Annotated in this window: 14 protein-coding genes; 1 reads left to right on the top strand and 13 read right to left on the bottom strand. The window is 25.1% G+C overall.

The genetic code is table 4. The features are described 5' to 3' along the window. Window positions 1-2 precede the first annotated feature (2 nt). The 12 genes from hisS to fib all read right to left on the bottom strand — a co-directional run bounded on the left by hisS (window position 3) and on the right by fib (window position 17,606). Window positions 3-1,238: a histidine--tRNA ligase gene (hisS, locus tag AACL15_RS02160; RefSeq protein WP_339034868.1), complete on the bottom strand. Its 1,236-nt coding sequence runs from the start codon at window positions 1,236-1,238 to the stop codon at window positions 3-5. Window positions 1,239-1,329: 91 nt separating this feature from the next. Continuing rightward, window positions 1,330-3,624 carry a fructose-specific PTS transporter subunit EIIC gene (locus tag AACL15_RS02155; RefSeq protein WP_339034867.1) on the bottom strand — a complete coding sequence of 765 codons (2,295 nt, stop codon included), beginning with the start codon at window positions 3,622-3,624 and terminating at the stop codon, window positions 1,330-1,332. Window positions 3,625-3,633: 9 nt separating this feature from the next. After that, window positions 3,634-4,575 carry a 1-phosphofructokinase family hexose kinase gene (locus AACL15_RS02150; RefSeq protein WP_339034866.1) on the bottom strand — a complete coding sequence of 314 codons (942 nt, stop codon included), beginning with the start codon at window positions 4,573-4,575 and terminating at the stop codon, window positions 3,634-3,636. Between the two features lie 2 nt (window positions 4,576-4,577). Next, complete coding sequence (locus AACL15_RS02145; RefSeq protein ID WP_339034865.1) at window positions 4,578-5,282, bottom strand: DeoR/GlpR family DNA-binding transcription regulator; 705 nt, start codon at window positions 5,280-5,282, stop codon at window positions 4,578-4,580. A 91-nt stretch (window positions 5,283-5,373) separates the two neighbouring features. Then, window positions 5,374-6,189, bottom strand: coding sequence for a hypothetical protein (locus AACL15_RS02140; RefSeq protein WP_339034864.1), 816 nt, complete (start codon window positions 6,187-6,189; stop codon window positions 5,374-5,376). A 504-nt stretch (window positions 6,190-6,693) separates the two neighbouring features. Beyond that, window positions 6,694-9,015 (bottom strand): RelA/SpoT family protein, encoded by a 2,322-nt coding sequence (locus tag AACL15_RS02135; protein ID WP_339034863.1) that lies wholly within the window; start codon window positions 9,013-9,015, stop codon window positions 6,694-6,696. 131 nt (window positions 9,016-9,146) lie between these two features. After that, window positions 9,147-9,659, bottom strand: coding sequence for an adenine phosphoribosyltransferase (locus tag AACL15_RS02130; RefSeq protein WP_339034862.1), 513 nt, complete (start codon window positions 9,657-9,659; stop codon window positions 9,147-9,149). A 13-nt stretch (window positions 9,660-9,672) separates the two neighbouring features. Continuing rightward, entirely contained in the window at window positions 9,673-13,437 is a 3,765-nt protein-coding gene (locus AACL15_RS02125; RefSeq protein ID WP_339034860.1) for a protein translocase SecDF, variant type, read from the bottom strand. Window positions 13,438-13,445: 8 nt separating this feature from the next. Beyond that, complete coding sequence (locus AACL15_RS02120; RefSeq protein WP_339034858.1) at window positions 13,446-13,721, bottom strand: post-transcriptional regulator; 276 nt, start codon at window positions 13,719-13,721, stop codon at window positions 13,446-13,448. Window positions 13,722-13,797: 76 nt separating this feature from the next. After that, window positions 13,798-15,513 carry a YitT family ABC transporter gene (locus tag AACL15_RS02115; RefSeq protein ID WP_339034856.1) on the bottom strand — a complete coding sequence of 572 codons (1,716 nt, stop codon included), beginning with the start codon at window positions 15,511-15,513 and terminating at the stop codon, window positions 13,798-13,800. A gap of 48 nt (window positions 15,514-15,561) precedes the next feature. Continuing rightward, on the bottom strand, window positions 15,562-15,972 hold the full coding sequence (locus tag AACL15_RS02110) for a hypothetical protein (protein WP_339034854.1): 411 nt from the start codon (window positions 15,970-15,972) through the stop codon (window positions 15,562-15,564). Between the two features lie 98 nt (window positions 15,973-16,070). Beyond that, on the bottom strand, window positions 16,071-17,606 hold the full coding sequence (gene fib, locus AACL15_RS02105; RefSeq protein WP_339034852.1) for a cytoskeletal motor fibril protein Fib: 1,536 nt from the start codon (window positions 17,604-17,606) through the stop codon (window positions 16,071-16,073). Window positions 17,607-18,165: 559 nt separating this feature from the next. On the opposite strand from fib, the gene AACL15_RS02100 reads away from it, so the two are divergent. After that, a complete protein-coding gene (locus AACL15_RS02100) occupies window positions 18,166-18,327 on the top strand; it encodes a hypothetical protein (RefSeq protein ID WP_339034850.1) in 162 nt (53 codons plus the stop codon). 839 nt (window positions 18,328-19,166) lie between these two features. On the opposite strand, the gene AACL15_RS02095 is transcribed toward AACL15_RS02100, so the two are convergent. After that, the gene (locus AACL15_RS02095) at window positions 19,167-21,164 is read right to left on the bottom strand and encodes a hypothetical protein (protein WP_339034848.1); all 1,998 of its coding nucleotides are present in this window, start codon (window positions 21,162-21,164) and stop codon (window positions 19,167-19,169) included. Window position 21,165: the final 1 nt, after the last annotated feature.

Genomic DNA, 21,165 nt, shown 5'->3' with positions numbered 1-21,165 from the left:
TTTTATTCTCCAACAATTGCATCTACTATTTCATCAAATGCAACTTTTTTCTCTTCTTTTGTTAATTGATTTTTTATAATAACATTATTTTCTTTCAGTTCATTGTCACCTACTATTATAATATTTTTAGAATTTAGTTTTTCAGATTGTTTAAAAGCTGATTTCATACTTCTATTCATAAAATCAAAGTCAACTTTTAAACCTGATTTTCTTAACATTAGTAGTAATATATTTGAAAATTGCTTTGCTTTTTCACTTAAAGCAATAATATAGGCATCCAAAGTATTAGGAGTTGAAATATAAATTCCCTCTTCTTCTAAAGCAATTAGTAATCTTTCCATACCAATACCAAAACCAGATGCTGGTAAATCAACATTTCCTAACTTTTTAACAAGTTCATCATATCTTCCTCCGCCCAATAAGGTTAAACCCTTTTTATCTTTGATTTCATAGACAAAACCAGTATAATAGTCCAATCCTCTTACTAGTTTTTTATCAATTATTGGTTTTATTCCAATATTATTTAAATTATCAACCAATGTTTTAAAGTAATTTTTGTCTTCTTCATTTAGATAATCTTTCATATCAATTACATCATCAAATTTATTAACATCTATTTTACAATCTAAAACTCTTAATGGATTAGCTTGAATTCTTTTTTTACAATCATCACAAAGTGATTTGGGCTCTAAGTATTTCTTTAAATCACTGATGTATTCTTGTCTTTGTTGACCATTTACTAAATAATTTAAGTGAATTGTATAATTTTCAATTCCAATTGTATTTAGAATTATTGAAGATAAACAAATAATTTCACTATCAATTTCAGGTGTTTTAGGTCCAAAAACTTCAACTCCAAATTGATTAAACTGACGATTTCTTCCAGCTTGAGGTCTTTCATATCTAAACATTGAACCAAAATAGAACAATTTCAATGGTAAATTTTCATTTATATACATCTTATTTTCTAAAATAGCTCTAACAGTTGGCGCTGTACCCTCTGGTCTTAAAGTCAATTCTCGATTTTTTCGATCTGCAAATATAAACATTTCCTTAGAAACAATATCTGTTTCTTCACCAACACCCTTTTTAAATAGTTCTAAACTTTCAAAAATTGGTGTTCTTATTTCATTATAGTTAAATGAATCAACAATATTTCTTATTATCATTTCTAAAGCAAAGTATTCTCTAACTTTTAAATCAATTAAATCTTCTGTTCCTCTGGGTTTTTGAATCATATTTTCACCTCTAACCTTTATATTTTACACTTTTTTTAAAAAGAGCAAAATAAAAACCCAAAAAATGGGCTTTTATTTAAAATTTTATTAACTATTTATTTACTTTTCTTGCTTCTCGTTGTTTATGTTTTTCTTCAACAAGAGCTTGATAAGCTTTTTGTTTAGTTGCCAATTCGTTTTCAAATTGACTATAATTATCTAATTTTTTATTTAAAACTGATAATCTCTCTTCTTTATTGTTAATTTTTACATTATTTTTAATATTTTCAATTTTTTGCAAAATAGACTCTTTTACTCCATTAGTTGCATCAAGAGATAATTTACCATTTTTAATATCAGCTGTTCTTCATAAACCTAAAAGTATTGCTGACAATAAACTAGCCCCTAATACAATCAGAACAGCTGCTCCTGCTCCTAAAGCAATTGAACCACCATTCATTGAACCATCTTCTAAATAACTTGAACTTAGTAATGGGAATACGAATACCCCACCATGTGATGCAAGTAATTTAATTTTTAATGCTCCAACTAATCCACCAATTAATGCTCCACCAGCCATTGCACTTACTGCAACTCTTTTTGGATCTTTAACCATAAATGGAATTGCACCTTCTGAAACGAAACATGCACCCATTAATCAGTTAGCTTTTGCAGCATCTCTATCTTTTGCTGTTCAAGCTCTTGGGAAAATAATTGTTGACATTGCTACCATTAAAGGAGGTAACATCCCTGCTAACATTGCTGATGCCATAATAATTGTTTGATCATTAAAGGCATTTCCAGCTGCATTAACATCTGTAACTAATGTACCAGCAACTGCTAAATTACCTAAAGAATAAGCAATTTTATTAACTGGACCACCCATATCAACACACATCATAAATCCAATTAGAATTGATACTAATCATAATAAGTTTAATTGTGCTAATTCTGAAATACCAAGGCTTATACCACCCATTACAAATCCTAAAGGAATATTAATAACAAACATTGTTAATGCTATTGATAATAATGATAGGACAGGAATAAAGACAATATCTCTAGCTCCTTGTAATCCTTTTGGAAATGATGTCATTGCTTTTGATCAACCAACAACTAGTAAAGCTGCAAGATAACCACCAACAATTGCACCAATAAATCCAGACTCAGTTCCTTGTAAATTAGATGGAATTAATCTTGATCAAAGACCATTTCACCCATTAGTAATTGAGTTTCCATCTGCATCATATGCGTAGCCAAATCCCAAAATATTTGTAGATAATAATCCCGCGACCATTCCGGGCATCAATCCTTGAGAACCCACAATTGAAAACGCAATAAATGCTCCTAATATTGGTACCATCATAGACATTGATATTTTTCCAATTGCTGCAAATCAACCAGCTGCTGGATTAATTGTTCCGAAATCTCCACCAGCATTTCCATTTCCTGCAGCGAAGTCTATTAGGAAAGCAATTCCTAATATAATTCCCCCTGCAACAACAAATGGTAACATTCTTGAAATTCCACCAAGTAAATTCCCTTTAATATCAAGGAATTTTCTCATTGTAAATTCACTTACTTCTGATGAATCAGATGCGGCTTTAACCTCAGTTAATCCTTCACCTTTTTTATATTTTTCAATTAATTGATCACCTTTAAAGATAGCTTCTTTTGTATTTGTATCAATAACTTTTTTACCGTTCAATCTTGAAAGCCCTTCAAGAGCTTTATCATGAGCTAAAATTATAACTTTAGCATTATTTATATCTTCTTGTGTTAACTTATTTTCAATTCCTCTACGTCCTTGAGTTTCAATTTTTACTGTTAAACCCTTTTGTTTTGCATATTCTTCAAGTTTTTCTTGAGCCATATATGTATGTGCAATTCCTGTTGGACATGCTGTAATACCTATAACATCATAACTACCTGATTTTTCAACTTTTTCAACTTTTTGTTCTTGTTTAGTTAATGCATTTTCTACATCTTTAATTGATTTAGCACTTCTTAATTTTTTTTGTACTTCTGCTTTCATTAAGAAACCAGATAGATCTGCAAGAGCAGTTAAATGCTCATTTCCATCTTTTCCATTTGTCATAATCATAAATACTAAATCAACTGGTTGATCGTCAAGTGATTGTCAATCAACTTTATTTTTTAATTTTACAAAAGCAATTGCTGATTTTTGAACTGTGGGATTTAAAACGTGAGGAATACCAATTCCATCTCCAACCCCAGTTGATCCTTCAGATTCTCTTTTGTAAACAGCTGCTTTAAAATCATCAATAGATTTAATGTATTTTTCTTTTTCTAAACTTTTAGAAAGAAATTCAATAACTTCATCTTTTGATTTTAAATCAACATTAAAGAAACTTATTTGTTTACCGAATAAATCTTTTAATTCCATGTGAACCTCCTATTTTATTTTTTGAACATCAATTTTTGAAACTAATTTTTCTATTTCATCTTTTGAAGCAAGTCATTCGTTAAAAGCAGTTGCAGCTCCACTAGCTGCTGCGTATTGAAGTGTATTTTCAATACTTAGATTTTTATATTTTCCAAAAACAAATCCAGCTAACATGCTATCTCCTGCACCAACTGAGTTTACAAGTTTTCCTTTTGCAATTCCAACTTGGTAAATATCATTATTTGAATCAAAATATAAACTTCCTTTTGAACCCATACTTAGCAATACATTTTGAGCTCCTAGTTTTTTTAATTTCTTGATTAATTCCTTTGTTTCTTCGAAACTTATATCTTCGTTAAATTTTATTCCTAATGTCGAACAAATTTCTTCAAGATTAGGTTTAATTAAGAAAGGTTTTTCTTTTAAAACATTTTTTAAAAGTTCATTTGTAGCATCACAAATTAGAATAGCTTTTTTTTGATTTGCAATTTTTCCAATTTGTTTATAGATATCTTTATCAATACCTACTGCAACACTTCCTGTTAGCATAACAATATCTTCTTTTTGAAGATTAGATATTAAATAATCAATTAAATTTTTCAGAACACTTTTTTTAGTATTAAATCCCATTCCATTTAATTCTGTTTCTTGTTTTGATTCTAAGTGTTTAATTTTATAATTAACTCTAGTTGATCCTTCATTAAGAAAAAAATTGTTATTTAAATTTATTTCTTGAAATTTATTTAAAAAAATTTCTTTATTGTTCTCTCCCATAATCCCAATTGCTTGAATATCTGCTTGCAAATTTTTTAAAATAATTCCAGCGTTTATTCCCTTACCGCCAATAACTTTATACTCATCAGTATAATAATTAGTTATACCTAATTCTACTTTTTTATTGGCTAAAACAATATGATCAATTGCAGGATTTAACGTTAATGTATATATCATTTTTATACCTCTTCATTAATAAGTGCTATTTGAGATTTATCACTAAATTTTACAAGTGATTTAGATTTATTTTTTGATGTATCTGCTAAACCAAATGAAAATTGTGAATTTTTAATAGCTATTTTTTTAACTTCTGCTTCGTCTTCATCTGTTGTAAAAAAATTAAATTCATTGTCTACAGCATTAATACCTATGAAAGCCAAATCAAAATTATATTTTGATAATGCAGTTATTGTTTCAACACCACATATTGCTCTTGTAGATATTTTTAATTTTCCTGGTAATAAATTAATATCTTTAATACCATTTTTTGCTAAAATCTGAGCATTGATAATTGAATTAGTATAAATCTTGTTATTTAATTCTGGTTTTAATATCTCTGCTAGAAAAAAAGTTGTTGAGCCTGCATCTAAAAAGATCGTCTCAAATGGTTTAATACAAGCTAATGCTTTAATTGCTATATTTTTTTTTGCATCAACATTAGTAAGCAATTTTTCATCTAAAAATGCTTCCAATATTGATTTTTCTCTAATGGTCTTTGCTCCTCCATGAACTCTTTTTAATTTAGATTCATTGTGAAGATCTGTTAGATCTCGTCTTAGAGTGGTGAAAGGAATATTTAAGTGTTTTGATATTTTTTCATTTGAACAATAATCTTGTTCATTTACAAAATCTAAAATCAATTTTAGTCTTTCTTCTCTGATCATTCTTTCACCTCCATAATATAATATTCCAAAAAAGATAAAAAACAACCAAAAACAACCAAAAATTTAAAATAAAAAAATATGGAATACCATACTATTTTCTCTTTTTCTTATTATTTTCAATTGACAACCCTCTAGTTTTTGCCATTGCTAAGTTTATATCAGAATATTTTGCTTCTTGAGCTATTCCTTCATCTCAAATTGGATTAATAACTTCTCTTGCTTCACTTTCAGCTCTAGCTTCTTGAGCAATAACATCAGGATTTGCACCTTGTTCAATTTTCATAGCTTGTTCAATAGTTAAATATGGATCTTCAGGTCTAACTCCCTTTTCAACTAATGAAGAAATTTGCATTCTTATTTTTGAACTTGAAACTTTTTTATCTTTAAAATCAACTTGTCATTGTACTGGTGATACTTTTTCAAATTTGTAAGGTTCTTTAATAATTGCATATAACATATTTACAAATTTTTCAAATCCATCTTCTCCCTTTCAAAAATTTGTTTCTTCATCTACTATTAAATTTCCATTTTTTAAGTCAAACTTTGAAAAATGCATTTCAAATATTTTATTTGATCAGTCGCCTTCTGGAATTAAATAAAAATTAGTAATAAGTGAACAATTAAATATATGGTTATCAAATTCATAGATTGAAAAATTAAATCTATCAACGCTTGTTGTATCAATTGATACACTAAAATTAGTAACATCAGACACTTTACTTAATCAATGTAAAACAGATTGTGTATATTTTAGAACAAATTTTAATTTTTGACTTGAGAAAATCATTGTTTTTCATCTTGTAAAATTAAAGTCAAATTCAGATTCTTTTCTATTTGAAGCAATATTAAAGTCTAGGTTTGCTTTAACAAATTCTTCAATTGGTAAATAAATCATTTCCTTTTTCATATATACCTCATTTTAATAATAAAATTATACCATATAAGCCTAACACTAACAATAATTAATCAGTGGTTCTATAAAAAATCTTGGTACTTTTTATTAAAGATCTCATTAAATTTACTGAAAATATTATTTTTGTATAACCTACCAAACTTATAATTTACATTATTAAATTTATATACTCTAAAAATCATTACATTAGGTTTCGCCTTTAAAAATATTTTTCTTATCACTTAAATCAAAAAAATAAAATTTATTAATTTTAAAGTAAATACTATAAGAATTCTCTACTTTTCTTTAAGAATAATTTCATAAATATTCTAATTCTTTTATTATTAAAATATTAATAGTATTAATTTTAATAATATGTTTTATACATTATTTTAACTAAAGTTTTGTTATTGCTATAAAAAAAATAAAAGCACTTCTAAAAGTGCTTTTAATTAATATTTTATTAATAATGTTAATTTTTATTTAAACTTTTATAATACATTTTACAATAAAATATAATTATGCCATTGGATTTTCTGATGAAGTTGCTCTTGTAACTTCAATCACTCCAGGAATTTCTGAAAGTGATTTTAATATCACATTTAGCTGATCAGCATTATTGACACTTATAATCATACTTCCTTTACCTGAATAATCTTCTTCTTGCGAAATAACTTTAACCTCATTTAAATTTACTCTTTGAGCATTAAAAACGTTAATTATATCTAATAAGATTCCTGGTCGATCATAGGTTGTCATTCTTATTTTAGCATTATAGTTTCTATCTTCAGTTTTTGCTTCAATTCACTGTGTTTCTAATAAGTTTTTTACTCTTTTAATATTGGTAATATTTAAACAATCACTGCGATGAACTTGGATTCCCTTTGTTTTTGACATAAAACTAGTAACTGGTTCAACAGGAACTGGATAACAACATTGTGCAAGAGTACAATTAACTTTTTCAATTCCATTAATTCTTAAGTCATCTCTTCCCTTTGCTGACTTATATTTTCTAGTTTTCATATCATTGATTACTTCAATATCTTTTAGTTCTTGTTTTGATACATATACAATTTCAACTGCTTCTGGAATAGTAAAATCCCCATTACCAACTGATAATAAAAACTCATCAATATTTTTATAATCTAAAACATTTAATTTTTTTTGAATTTCATCAATTGATTTTACTTGCCATTTTAAGTTATGAGCAATTATATATCTATCAACTTCACGTTTAACATTTCTAATTATTTTTTGATTCGTAATTTGTTCTTTTGCTTGTTCTTTTACTTTTTCAGTATTCAAATAATCTTCAATAGCTCTTCGTGCTGTTGAAGTACGTACAAAACGCAATCACTTTTCATGAGGATTTGTTTCTTTTGAAGTTTGTATCTCAACCATTTCTCCTGAGTTTAATGTTGAGTTATAAGGTGAAAATACACCATTAATTTTAGCTCCAATAGTTTTATTTCCAACTTCAGTGTGAATTTTATATGCAAAATCTAAAACAGTTGATCCAAATGGTAAGTTAACAACATTTCCATCAGGAGTTAAAATATAAATCATTGGTGCTAAATAATCTGATTTAAAAGCTTCTTCAACTACTTCTCCACTTAAATCAATTTTTTGTGACTCTTCATCATAGTCTAACTCTGCAGCTTCTGATGCCAATTTTTCTAAGTCCATTAATCTTGTAAACATATCTACTTTTAAATCAATTTCCTTTTGTTTCTCAGCAATATCAATATTTTTTTCACCCTCTTTATATTTTCAGTGGGCTGCTGCTCCGTTTTCAGCAATATCATCCATTTCATATGTTCTTATTTGCGCTTCAAAAATAATTCCATCCTTACTTGCTAATGTTGAATGCAATGATTGATATAAATTATTTTTTGGTGTTGCAATATAGTCTTTAAATCTTCCTGATAAAGGTGTAAATAGTTGATGTAATCAACCAAGAATTCTATAACAGTCATCTTGTTTTTCAGTAATAATTCTTACAGCCAAAATATCGTGAATATCACTAAATGACTTACCAAATTGAGTTAATTTTCTATAAATTGAATAAATCGTTTTTGATCGACCAAAAATAGTAACATTTGAGATACCACCAGCTTTTAATTTTTTATTAACTTCAGAAATAATTTCAGTAATTATTTCCTTTCTTGTACTTTTATCTTCTTCTAAAAGACTTTTAACCCTTTTAAATTCTTTTGGATTTAAATACTCAAATGAGTAATCTTCTAAAAGATTTTTAGCATTTTTCATACCAATTCTATGAGCAATTGTTGAGTAAATCTCTAATGTTTCTTTTGCAATTACTTTTTGCTTTTCAGGTTTCATATATTGAAGAGTTAATAAGTTATGCATACGGTCAGCAATTTTTACAATAATAACTCTAATATCTCTAATCATTGATAAGAATAGTTTTCTTAAATAATTAGCTTTCATTTGCTCACGATTTTCTTTTGTAAAGTAACTTACTTTTGTTACAGCTTCAACAATATCTGCAACTTCAACACCATATAACTCTTCAATTTCTGAGAAAGTAACAGGGGTATCTTCAATTACATCATGTAAAAGACCAGCAATAATAGTTTTTGGTCCCATTCTTCATTGAGCTAAATAATATGCAGTTGAAAGTGGATGAATTATAAAAGGATCTCCACTTTTTCTTTTTTGATTTTTATGTTTTTCTTCAGCATAATAGTATGCCCTTTTAACTTCATCAATTAATTTTTTATTTTTAATATACTTTTTCATTTCTGAAACAAGAACTTCGACATCACGACATTCAATAAAATTAAATTCTTGTTCACTCATTGAGGCTCTTGACTGCATAAAATTCCCCTTGTCTTTGATATATAATATTAACTATATTATATATAAATTAAGTTAATAATAGTGAGTTGGCTATGATTTTTTTACATTTTAAAAAAAGACAAAATATTATAATATTTTGTCTTTTTATACTAATAAGTTACTAAACTTTTTGAATCAAATTCTTTAAATAAATCTGGTTCATGTAGAAATGATAAATCAGCTACAAATACTATTCCTCCAACTTTTGCTTTTTCTTGATTAACAAGCTCTACAATAGCTTTCATAGTACCACCTGTTGCTAAAACATCATCTACAATAATTACATTATCATTTTCTTTTAAGTCTCCCACATGCATTTGAATATGACCTTTACCATATTCTAAAACATATTCAACATCTTTTACTTTCCTTGGCAATTTTCCTGGTTTTCTTACTAAAACAAATCTACAGTTTGCTGCATATGCAACTGCTGATGCAAATAAGAAGCCCCTAGCTTCTGGAGCAACAATAACAGTTGCTTTTTTTGTTTTGACATACTCAACCATTTTATCAATTACATATTTAAAAGCATCCTTATCATTTAATAACGGAGTAATATCTTTAAAGGTTACTCCCTCTATTGGAAAATTATGAACATCTAAAATATATTTCTTTATATCCATATTTATTTACCTCTTAATCATTTATTCCTTCTATGATTTGTTCTTCTTTTGAAACATATAAACCATTTATGAAACGTTTTCTTGCTAATTGATTTCTTATTCTTATTTGTTCAAATACTACCCACAATGGTAATGAAATAAACAATACAAATACACTTGAAACAAAAATCCCAATTATCATTGAAGCTCCAAATGATCAAATACTTGACATTGATGAAGCTAAGATGATTCCAAGAACTGTATATAAAACAATTAATAATAAAGATCTTACTAAACCAAATCTAAATGTTTTTACTAAAACTTCTGATAAATAGTTATTTTGTTTTGCAACTCTATTTATTTTAATTTTATTAGCTTTTTTAACTTTTCTAAACTCTATTTTTTTAACATGCTTAATTTCTTTAAATTCTAATTTTAATTTTTTCTTCTCTTCTTTTGGCAAATTATTAGTTCTAATATTTAGTCTCATTTCATTTTTAAGATTAAATAACTCATCATTCATTTTTTTCTTAACTGACTTTGTATCATAAATAATTTCAATTTCTTGTTTAAAGAAGTTTATTAATGATTTTTCATCTTTTGATGCAATTAGAGTTCTTGCTTTACCAAAGATAATGAATAAAGAAATAATTGTAAAGAATATTGAACCTACTATTGCAATAATTGCAACATTACCTAAAGGAATTTGCAATGCTGTAATTGTTGCAACTGCAACTAGTGGTGCTAAAACTATTGATATAATCATTGCTATATAATATGTTCATTTAAATCTAATAAGTATATAAATAACTAACGCTGCAATAATTATTAAAATAGAGATTGATATTTCCTTAATTGATCAGAACATTGTAGCAGGTTTAATAGCTTTTGTTATAAATCCATTATTTGAAGTTGAATTTACATTTTTATCCACACCTAAATTATTAAACATTTTTTTAATAATTGCTGATTGTTTTAAATCTTGTGTAAATACTGTCAATGTTATTCAATTTTGATTTTCTTCAGTTATTGAAGAAGAATCGTTAAATATGAATTTATCTCCATAAGAAACTGAATAATTTTTACTTTTATATGATTTCTTATCTGATAAATTTTGAGCCAAGTAATTAACATAAAAACTATCATCAAGTACAAAGTTTAGAAATTCACTAACTGTTCTTGTTTCATCTAGTTTAACAGCTTCCTTATTATCTTGATTATTAGATTTAAAGTTTTCATGCTTTTCAACTAAGTCTTCTTTAAATTCATAGACTTCTTTTAACTTTTGTTCATTACCATAACTTGTATCTTCAAAACTCTCTTCTCTAATTTGAGAATAAAGTGTTGAAGTATTATCTCCTCATAAAGTATAATCTGTTCTTCCACCAAATGTATCATCAAAACGTAGACCAAACAAGAAACCAAGACCTAGTGATAATGCAAGTAGAATTACTCCAAATAATGAAACAAACTTAGTTCCATTTTTGATGTTTCTTTCAACTGTCTTTATTTTTAGTTTTTCATTTGTAGAAGTAACAATTTGTCCCTCTTCTTCAATAATATTTTGAGTATTATCATCTCTAACAAATATTAATTCATTTACTTTGAAATTAAGTGACTGAATTTTTTTAGCATCTTTTTCAGGATTTAAACTATTAATTTTTTGTGTTATTAAATCAATTTTTTTATTTAGTTTTCCCTTAGCTAATTCTTGCTTCTTATTATTTTTTTCTATATCTTTTAAATTAATTTCACTTAATTTATCATTTAAAGACTTAAGATCACTTTCAAGTTTTGAAATTGCTTCTTTATCAATTTCAGGTTTTGAGTTTAGTTTAGTAATTTTATTTTCTATTTTTCTTATTTTATAATTAATAAAGAATTTACCTTGAGATGCAAAGTCTGTATTTAAAGCAAATAAATATGATTTATTTGCAATTAATTGAGAATTAATTATTAATTTGAATAGAATTACACCTACCAATATTGTAAATAATACTGTGAAGAATGAACCCATTGCTAACATTATTGCCATTGAAATAATCGCATTAGATGAGATTCAAAACATACACATTGATGGAATTAATAAAGCAACAACTAAATCTAATGCTATTCCAACATTTTCTTTGATAGAAATATTAAAACTAGTTTTTAATCCCCTTTGTTTTAGATAGTAACTCTCCTTCATATTTTCAAATAGAGAAGAGAATATCTCAATATTTAGCCCAAGTAAAATAAACGAGCAGATAATCGTTTCTGGTCCAACTGCAAGATTGAATCATGATAATGACAATAAAGTCATTCCTATAATTGCTAATGTAATTATCATTGAGAAAAGTCCAAGTAGTCTATAAAAGAATCCCATATAAACAATTAAACATAAAGCAATAATTAATATAAATATTAATGATGAAATTAACATCACTTGTGTTACTTTTCCATCAATAGTTGCAACAGAGTTAACTGTAAAAACAAATCCTTTACCAGATGCGTTAAATAAAGAAGCACCAATTCTAGCCTTTGCTTCTGAATCAACTTTAGTTATTAAATTGTTTCCATCAATATATCCATTAGAAGCCTGTCCTTTTGATTCAGTAACATTTCCATTAAATAAAAAATAATTAGTTACTAAGTTATTAGCAAAAGTTTCATTAAAAAGTATTTGATTTGATATAACAAAATTTAAAAGTACTGGGTTTATTAAAGAAAATATTTCATTAACTTTATATTTTTCTGTTAATGTATTTGAAGAATCTCATAATTTTACATTTTGTGAATATCTTCCACCAGTTTCAAAATCTTTTGTAACAGCATTTGAATCATAAACATATTTTGAAGTTTCTGATAAATAGTTGAATGAATCTACAACTTCTAAGAATGAGCTTGCATCATTTAAAGATCCATTTGAACCATTTCTTCTACTCATCAGTGATCCTCTATAAGTTGTACTAATTCCTGAAGAAGTTTTTTCAGTTCATTGACCATAAAATAGGTCATATAAAACTTCTTTAACTTTTGTAGGAGTACTACTTGCATCATAGAAAGTTCTTAAAGGTTCAACAATAACTTTAAAGAATTCTTCAATTCTATCTTTTTTCTCACCTTTAATTAAATTATAATAGTTTCTTATGTCATTATAAAAACCATCAGCGTCTAAAAGGATAAATAGAGGCAAAGTTCCTGCTTCACGGGTTTGTCCTTCAGCTCCTTCTTCTGTTTTAAATAATGCTTTAAAATTATCACCATTTAGTGAATATGAAATAGCAGGGTTTTTTGAATTTGATTCATTAATAAAAGTTGAAGTTGCTCCAGTAAAATATTCATTAATTCCTTTTCTTTCAATTTTATTACTTTCATTTGTAATTTGTAGATCATTAAATTTACCTTCTGTTGAATCTAATAAAACAATTCCCCCATTTTTTTGGATTTGATTTTTAAAAATTGTTTCATTTTGATATGCATCTACTGGAGATAAAACTTTTAGAAAGTTTTTACCAGCCTTTTCAATTATTATTTGATTATTTCCCATTGGATTTAAACGTTCATTTAGAGCCTTAGCTCCTTCTGTTGAATCACCATTTGGTTGACCATTTATTGATTCCTTTTCATTTAAATTACCAACCGAAACAAGAGCTGAGTAATAACCTTTAAAGTCTGAACCCAACTTAATATTTTCTGAGAATTTTAAATTAGAGAAAACTATCCCTAATACCAAAGAAGAAATAATTATTAATATAGCAAAAATCTTTAAAATTGGCTTTTTAGGCTTATTGCTTACATTTTTTTCCTTGTTATTCAAGTTAACCACTATCTTTCTAAAATAATTTTTAAATCCATTTCAATTGAATTATTTTTATCTAAAATTGCACTTACATTTAGATATTCAAATATTTTGTTAATTTTAATGTTCATAATAAAGAACGATAAATCATTTAAATCAACTATTTTATTATTCTTAAATACTACATCCTTTAAATAGCAGTATAAGTCCTTCAAAGTAATTCTACTAAATTCTTTCCTTATTTCTGTTAATTTGAGATCTAACATTTCATAAATAATTTTTTTAAGATTTTCCTCTTCCATTAAATCACCACTATAATCATAATTATAAACAAAAAAACTAATAAATTTAATAAATTTACTAGTTTCTTTAAAAAAATTAATCTTTTTTATCTTTATTATCTTGTTTTTTAGAATTTGGTTTCCTTCTTTGACTCTTTTTATGTAATTTTTCATGTTCTTTTTGAGCTCTTACAATTGCAATTTGCCTAATTTTTTCTAATTCAAGTTCATTCTTTTCAATTTTTGTTCTAATTATATCTCTATCATCATTTTTCTTAATTTCATAGTTAAATAAGCCCCGTACACTTTTTGTTATAATTGCATTAATTTTAACTTGAGGATCAATCATAAAGATTTCTCTTTCAATTTTATCTCAATCCATAACTGACATTGCTACCATGATAACACTTCTATGAAGATAATTTCCATTAATTCTATTAATACTATCTCAATTTAAAATATCATTTTGGAATCCATTTTCCAATAACATTTTGTTAATTTTTCTTGGGTTATTTGTTGTTATCATATATGTTCTTACTGTGTATTTTGGATAGAAAATATTAGTTGACATTCCTGCAAAAATTACAAGTGAGAAAGAGGCAAATAGTGATGGTCCAAAAATAAATAAAAATTTAATATGTCATACTAATCCTTGATTTATATTTACTAAATCATCACCATAACCTTTTTTACAAACAAATTGAACTAAAAATTCATATTGATCCTTTGTAAGTGAAGCTGAGCCGTCAAATAAATTCATTGCAGATTCTATTGAAGTGTAATCATTAGAATAAATGATATTACTAAATCAGGCTTCAAATACTGGATCTCATTGTAAATTATTATTATCACCCACTAATGCACCATTTTCAATTGAAAAATCTCACATTGATTTTAATAGATTGTTATCTTGATAATAACTACCACTTTGAAGAATACTAATTTTTATATCAGAATTAATAAGAGACATAGGAATAATAATGGTATTCAAAATAATAACAATTGCCAAAATAATAAAATTAACTTTTCTATTTAGTGAACCAACTGGCTTGTTTGTCTTATTAGATAAAAAAACAGTTAAAAAATCCAATCCTCCAGTCGAAGAACCAATTTTATATACAATTGAATATGAAAACCCCAATAAAAAACCACCCAATGCAGCAAAAATAAACAATCAAATACCAGTATTTCATGAACCTGGCATTGAGCCAATTAATTGATAATTTACAAGTAAATTAAATTCTCTTGGATTAATAAATGGAATATTTTGAATAATCTGGTCAAAACCAATTTGCATAATTATAAAAATAAATGTTGTAAATGTAAATCTTTTTCCTAATTTAATGTACCCAAAAATAAAAAGAGGAATATTTATAGCAAAATAATAAATAAAGTAAAATGATGACTGCAATTGCACTTGATCTTGATTTGGGAAAGTTAAAGTTGCAAAAAAACGTGCAATTGCTCCAGCACCAGCTGGAAAAAGACCCGCTCTTCCTGTTGGAGTAATAAAGTAATCAAAAGTAATAGTAATTAAGAAAGCAGCCAGTATAATTTTAAAGAAATCTCTAATAAATTTAGTTCTAAAATATTCTTGAACAAGTAGTTTTTGTTCTCTTTTAGACATAATTTTGCTTTCGAGATTACTTAAAAGTTCACCATCAATATTCCCTCCTCTATTTAATTCTTTTGCTAACTTATTAATTGATTTTTTCTCTTCACTTGATTGGAATTTAACAACTTCTTCTTGTATAATTTCTTGAGTTGTCTCTTGAATATCTTCAATTATTTTGCTTAAATTATTCTTCTCCATTATTTTTCCTCCCAAGTCTTATAAAATTTTTTATTTAAAAAATAAATATTATTTTCTTTTTTTTGCTTTATTTATTATACTTGATAAACCAAGTAATTCTTTCTTTTTCTTTTGTCTCTCCAATATTAATTGACGTAGTACATCTGAATCATATGCTGATTTTCCTTCTTTTTTTGCCTTTTCAATAATAAATTCTTCTTCTTCAACACTATTGTTTATTCATTTTGATTTACTAAATATATTATTCATTTCTCTTGCGTTTTTAATTATTGAATCTAAATTTTTTACTTCACTAGTTTCTAAAGAATTTATTTTTTTATTATCTATATTTGGACTTTGGAATTTATTTGGCACTGATTTATCATCAAACTTTATTAAAGATAAATCTAGTAAATCCTCTAAAATCTGACTTACACTATCATTATCTTCAAAAAATACTTTCTTTTTTTTATATGCCATTAAATTCACCCCTTATCCTTACTAAAATAGTATATACTAAAATTCTTTATATTAAAAAATAAAAAAATCACTTTTAAAGTGATTTTTTTATTTTTTTACTATGAATTTTTTAAACGAACTGTAACTTTAAATGATCCAACTTTCAATGGGTCGTAATCATTTCTCGTAATATCAACAACTGTATAAGTTTTTTGATCTTTACTTGAGTATCCCCCAAATACAACAGCTTGATTAGCTTTTGATTTAGTTTTAATAATAACTGGAAGTTTTGCAACTCCTTCTGCAGGAACTTTACAGTATACTATTATTTTTTCAAATGGAGATTCAACTTCTGCCAATTGTTCATTTAAGTATTTTGTAAATTCATTTGCTACTAATTGAGATCCTTGTTTTGGAGCTTCAACAAATTCATGAGTAACATTATGAGTAATGTAGAATGAAATTGGAGCATCTACTGCAACTAGTAAATGTTTTTTCAATACTGTAGCACCATCATATGTATATGCTGATTTATCTTGTGAACGATCAGCAATTACTTTTGAAACCGCTCTTGCAACATCTTCAATTGAAACAATTTTAGTTGATTTAAGATCATATTTAGCTGATTTATTTCATAACAATTCATCATCATTTACATGAATATTTGTTAAGAACATCATTTTACGTAATCATTTTTTAGGAGCATTTTTTCATTCATCTTCTCCTAAAATAATTTTACTTGGTCCTTCATCTTCTAATTTACTTTTTAAAACTTCAACAATATCAACAGCTTCAGGTTTAGCTGCTTTTTTATCAACTAACATTAATGACGGTCCTAAACCAGAAATAATTGATGTAACATCACTTTTGAAAAGTGATACTCATTCATCATGAGATAATTCAAATAATTCATGAATTACTTCTAACTCATCATTTGTATTTTTTGTAAAGTCAATAATGTATTTTGATGATAATAAATTAAATAATCTTGCCAATAAGTATTTTAAAGTATTAGCTGTTTCATAAATTTTAAACTTATGTAATGGATCATTATCTCATGGTGATAATGCATTATTATACATAATTTTCATTGCAACAAAGTTAACACTTGACTTTTTAGCTATTTGAGCTAATGCTCCAGCTTCTGAATCAATTACATCAATTGTTTGTCCGTATTTGTCAACCATTTCTTTAAATTGTTTTGAGTTATAAATTAACATATCAGCAGTACCAACTATACCATCTGAAACACCTAATTTAAAGTTTTTAACTTGTGTTACAAATTCTGTATTAAAAGTATATGCTTCTGGTTCATGTACGATTTGTCCATATTTAATATCTTTGAATACTGTTAAATCAGCATCTCTATAAATAAATTTTGTAGCCATAACTGTATCTGTTGTATCAAATTTATCATTTGTTGATAAAGCTAAGTCTATATTTAAAACTGTTTCCAAAGTTGGATATTCTTCCATTAAATAAGTAATTGCCATTGCAGCATTTGCTTTTCCATAACCGATTGTCGCGATTACAAAAAATTTTCCTCTGTATTTAAGATGTTGAATAACCATATTTCTTCATCAATATTTTTTTACAGTTTTAATACCTTCACGATCTTTAACTGTAAAGTAAGCTGTTGAAATAATACCTATCATTTCTAGTCTCCTCTTTTATTTTTCTCTATACCTTTATTCCTTATGTACTTGTACAAAAATAAAGATTAATTTAATTATACTAAAAAGTTCTTAAAAACACTAATTTTTTATTAAAAAATTGAAATAATTTTTGTAAATAACATCTGATAATATTCAATATTCATATAAATATTAACTCCTGTCATTAAAACTAAATATTGAAGACTCTACTATGAAATTAAAATGGAAATTGAGTTATATGAATAATTTTAATTATAAATAATTAAAAAAGTTATTTTTAGAAAAATAACAAAAAATAGAGCAGAATAAGTTCTTAATTACATAAAAAAGAGTATTAGAAGAAATGTTAAAGGGTTATTAAATAATTGTCTCTATTGCATTTATACATAAAAAAATGAAGCAAATTATCAAATGAATCTAAACCCTATGAAATTAAAAAAAATATTAAATTTAAAAAAGAAAAATATTATGAGTACAATATAATTTATTAAAAGAATATTTAAAAGAATACTAGAATTTATAAATCAGTTAAGTTTACTTAAGAGATTTATTATTTAAAATGAGTTTTACTCCCATTTATATGCATAAATTAAATAGAGAAGAATTAATTAGACAATCAAGACAAAATTCTTTAGAGAATAAACTAATAAATAAGGAAAAAGAGATTTTTAAAGATAAGATTATTAGTTTAGAAAAATATCGAGCATTGCAAAATAGATAAAAATATTTTGGTGAAAGATTTTAAACATAATTATGTATTCATAATTAAAGAAAAAATAAAGAATGATCTTTACTTGCTATTATTGATGAATTAGCAATAAAAGTATTAGTTGGCTATTTTGATTACCAAGAAACATTATTTGAATATTATTGAACTCCTTAGCAAATACTTATAGGTAAGAGAGCAGTATTTTATTATAAGATAAAAGAAAAGAGCCTACTAAATCAGACTCTAATATACAATATCTTTTTATTTGTTAACAATTTGGAATTAATACCTACAACTATTATCTGATTGTAAACTACAAGGCAAGTTTGAAAACTTTTTAGATTATTTTCAAAAACTACTTCTTCAAGTGCTAAGACGATTCAATATCAAAACTATTGAGTAAATAAATAATTATTTACTCAATGTTTCATCCTTATTTTAATTAAAAGTTTTTACTTAAATTTATAATAACAAAAATAAAATAAAGATTTTAAATAAAAATATAGATATTAATTTCATTTTAGTTCCAACATAAACAAGTTTATAAAGCTGAAGTAACTAAATATAAAATAATCACTTTGGCTAGTAAAATAAAATTATTAATACCTCAAATGTATGATAATAAAATCAATTTAAATTATATGGACAAGTTTTATAGATTAGTGAAAATTTAAACTAAAAATACATCATTTAGTCAAGTTAATAAGTTTAAAAAAATGAAAAACTAATGCCTACTCTACTTACTTTAGGTATACAACTATATCTACTTTTTTAAAACTTGAAAAGAACTATATAAAAATCATAAATTTATAATTTTTGGAAAATTTTTATTTGCTATTGACACTTTGATATTAAGAAATTGAGCTAATTTGAAATTTGTTACTTTTTAACATCTCAAGCTTAATAATATATTTTTTATTTTCAACTTCAACCTGGTATGAATATTTTTTTAAGTCAGTAATACTTAAAATTTCTTGATTTAAAATATTATCATTAATTTCTTTATTATACTTAGATTGTCCCTGTCTAAATTCTTCTCATAAACTATTTTCTTCATTTTTATCATTTATTACTCACGATGTTAATTTTTTACTACCTTGTAGATTTGCAAATAATGTTTGCAAATTAGTTTGAAACTTATAAAAGTCAACATCATTTTTTTCACCATTTTTTAAGTCTAATATTCTTCTGAAGTTTATTATTACTTCTGAAATATTAGTAAAATCTATTTTAAATTCACCTTTAAAATCTTCATTATTAATAATGTTTCAAAAAAAATCTCTATATGTGAATTTTCTTCCTAAAAAACTCATAGTAGTATTTTCCAAAATATTTTTAAAATTAATATATTCTTCATTTTCTTGATTAGTTAATACAAATAAAAATTTATTAATAAATTTTCCACTATACAGTTCATCTCACAATGAATTTTTGTAAATTTCTTCAATTTCTTTCAAACTATTTAGTTTTTCTTTGAGTTTGTTATCTTTAATAATAGAAAAAACTAATCAACTATTCATAATATCAATAATACCTTTAAAGTTTAAACCAGATACCATTGAATTAATTAATTCAATACATACACTTGATAAATTTACTCTATCAATTTTAAATAATTTTAAAAGTTTTATAATCACTGGAGGTAATCCTTCAGTTATATAAAAAGTTGGAAATATAGCATTCATTGAAGCTTGTAGCAAAGGAATTATTCCTTTTACTTGAATACTTTCATCTGAAATTACTCCTACACTTGGAAATCCAAAATTATTTTTTAATTTAGGTTTTTCATAACTTTGAAATAATAAAGCCAATATTAATTTTAAACCCTCACCATTTTTATATGTACTTTCTAAAAACTCAAGAAAATTCAAAATATTTATTTCATTTTTTGTATTATCAATTTTTGTATTTCTAAATACTTCAATTTGTTTAAAATAGTTTTTATTCCCATTAGATTCACTCTCTATGTAAATTGTTCCTACTCCATTTACAATATATACAATTAGAGTTCTAACAAATCTAACTATTTCAGCAATTGCAGGAATATCAATTATTAAATCTAAACTTATTGATTTTTCATTATTAAAAATTAATTTTAAATTACTTGTTAATTTACTTATTGAATTTAAGAAATATTTCCCTTCAACTTCTTCTTTTGTTGGAATTTCTAATTTATTTTTATTTCCTATAAGATAATCAATTGAGTTTGAAAAACCAATAATTGCTGAGTTTAAAGACTCTTGGTTTGTAAAATCATCATAAGGGTCATTTGAAAAAGCATTTGAAAAGGCCTCACTATTTTCTTTTGAAAGAATTTTATTTAGATAACTAAATAAATAATTATCACTTAAATTTACAATAATTGTAGGAATTATTGTAAATAATTTAAATAGCGCAGCAATAATTTTGCCATTACCCAATAATTCCAATAAATTAGGAATTTTTAAAAGAATCATTTCTAAACTATCACTATTTTGAGGTCTAATATTACCTTCAAAATTTATTTTTTCAGCAACTTTTAAATTATTATTAAAAAGATTTTTATCAAAATAATATTTATATAGTTCATCAAATCTTGAGTAAGAATTTAAATTGTCTTTAGTATAATTATCATTTCCATATACATTTGATATATCCTTTATTCTTTTATTCTTTAATACACCATTCATTTGATAATCAAAATCATAGTTATTTGTATCAGTTAAATAAATTGATTTACCTATTTGTTCAACTGCAGTTTGTAATGAAATATCATCAATTACTTTTTTATTTTTAGTACATGAAACTACTAAAAAAATTGGAGAAATAACTAATAAAGATGATGCAAAAATAGATAATAATTTTTTCATA

It is taken from the genome of Spiroplasma endosymbiont of Cantharis rufa (genome assembly GCF_964019665.1).
Classification (GTDB): Bacteria; Bacillota_I; Bacilli_A; order Mycoplasmatales; family Mycoplasmataceae; genus Spiroplasma_A.
The sequence above is the reverse complement of the archived record's forward strand: the minus strand, read 5'-3'. Positions and strand labels throughout refer to the sequence as shown.